General features: G+C 68.1%; 2 protein-coding genes and 1 pseudogene. All 3 read left to right on the top strand.

The window, feature by feature from the left end; genetic code table 11:
- A partial coding sequence (locus tag JMF90_RS36185) for an SPOR domain-containing protein (RefSeq protein WP_236598118.1) occupies window positions 1–644 on the top strand: 644 nt, incomplete at its 5' end.
- Window positions 645–651: 7 nt separating this feature from the next.
- Window positions 652–1146, top strand: coding sequence for a CvpA family protein (locus JMF90_RS36180; protein ID WP_006479328.1), 495 nt, complete (start codon window positions 652–654; stop codon window positions 1144–1146).
- A 51-nt stretch (window positions 1147–1197) separates the two neighbouring features.
- Window positions 1198–1666, top strand: a pseudogene (locus JMF90_RS36175) (amidophosphoribosyltransferase); the annotation flags it as partial.

The following is a 1666-nucleotide window of genomic DNA, read 5'->3' as shown; positions in this document are numbered from 1 at the left end:
GCCTTGTCGGCGCGATCGCGCTCGTCGTGGCCGCGGTAATCGTGCTGCCGATGGTGCTCGATTCGCACCCGAAGCCGGTCACGGACGACATCGCGATCGACATCCCGAACCGCCCCGCGCACCAGGCGGTCGCGCCGCGCGACGACGATGTGTCCGACGTGCAGGCGGGTGTCGCGCACGACGAACCGCCGGCCTCCGACACGGCCGTTGCGGCCGCACCGGCGCCCGCGCCTAAGGATGCCGCGAAGCCGGCCGCGAAACCCGATACGACCACCACCGCGAGCGTGACGCCGCCGAAGCCCGCGCCGAAGCCGGCTGCGCCCGCCGCGAAACCGGCCGCGCCGAAGCCTGCGCCCGCAACGGTCGCGAATGACGGCGCCGCGAGCCCGGATAGCAGCGACGCATCGTCGCCGGCATCGCCGGCCGGTGCGCGCTTCGCGGTGCAGCTCGGCTCGTTCAAGGACGACGCGACGGCCCGTTCGTGGGCGACCAAGTTGAAATCGGCGGGTGTGCCCGCATATGTCGAGCATCGCAAGCAGGCAGACGGCAGCACGGCTACACTGTTGCGGGCCGGCCCGTTCGCGGATCGTTCGGCGGCTTCCGCCGCGATCGCGAAGGTGCGCGAAGCCGGTCTGACGCAGTAATGCCACGATGCTGACGGCTTTCGACTACGCTGTATTGGCGGTGATCGTGTTGTCGGCGCTGCGCGGCGCGTGGCGCGGCTTCGTGTCCGAGATTTTCGGGCTGATCGGCTGGATCGCGGCGATCGTGATCGCGAGCCGCTACGTCGGGCTGGTCGTGCCGTACATTCCGGCGAACTGGCCGGGCGGCGCGCTGACGCAGTGGGTGATCGCCTTCGCGTTGCTCGTGATCGGCGTCGTGCTGGTCGCCGGCGTGGCGAACGCGCTGCTGTCGCGGATCGCGCAGGCGAGCGGCCTGGGCGGCGTCGACCGCTCGCTGGGCATGATGTTCGGGCTCGTCCGCGGCTGCGTGCTGGTGGTGCTGCTGGTCGCGGCGGCCGGGCTGACCGAACTGCCCAAACAGGATTTCTGGCGCAATGCGCTCTTGCGTCCTTTTGCCGAACAGGGCGTGCACGAGCTGAAGCAGCTCTTGCCCGACGGCATGGCCCAGTACGTACGCGTGTGACGACGCGGCCGGGCAGGACGGAACCGATTTTGTCATTCTGAAGGACATGCCATGTGCGGCATCGTAGGCGTTATCTCCCAATCCCCGGTCAATCAGCTGATCTATGACAGCCTGCTGCTGCTGCAGCATCGCGGTCAGGACGCGGCGGGCATTGCGACGGCGGACGGCAGCAATTTCCACATGTACAAGGCGAACGGCATGGTGCGCGACGTGTTCCGCACGCGCAACATGCGCAGCCTGCCCGGCACCTACGGCATCGGCCAGGTGCGCTACCCGACGGCCGGCTCGGCGTCGAGCGAGGCCGAGGCGCAGCCGTTCTACGTGAACGCGCCGTTCGGGATCATCCTCGCGCACAACGGCAACCTGACGAACTGGCAGCAACTGAAGGACGAGATGTTCCGGATCGACCGCCGGCACATCAACACCAATTCCGACAGCGAAGTGCTGCTCAACGTGTTCGCGCACGAGCTGCAACTGTCGACCACGGGCCTCGAGCTCGATCCGGCGTCGGTATTCAAGG

The sequence above is a fragment of the Burkholderia sp. E168m23 genome (genome assembly GCF_016586125.1).
In the GTDB taxonomy this organism is placed as follows: domain Bacteria; phylum Pseudomonadota; class Gammaproteobacteria; order Burkholderiales; family Burkholderiaceae; genus Burkholderia; species Burkholderia orbicola.
The sequence above is the reverse complement of the archived record's forward strand: the minus strand, read 5'-3'. Positions and strand labels throughout refer to the sequence as shown.

Bases quoted from the DNA above. Each gene is read 5' to 3' on its own strand.
- JMF90_RS36180 (WP_006479328.1), top strand. From the start codon at position 652: ATGCTGACGGCTTTCGACTACGCTGTATTGGCGGTGATCGTGTTGTCG.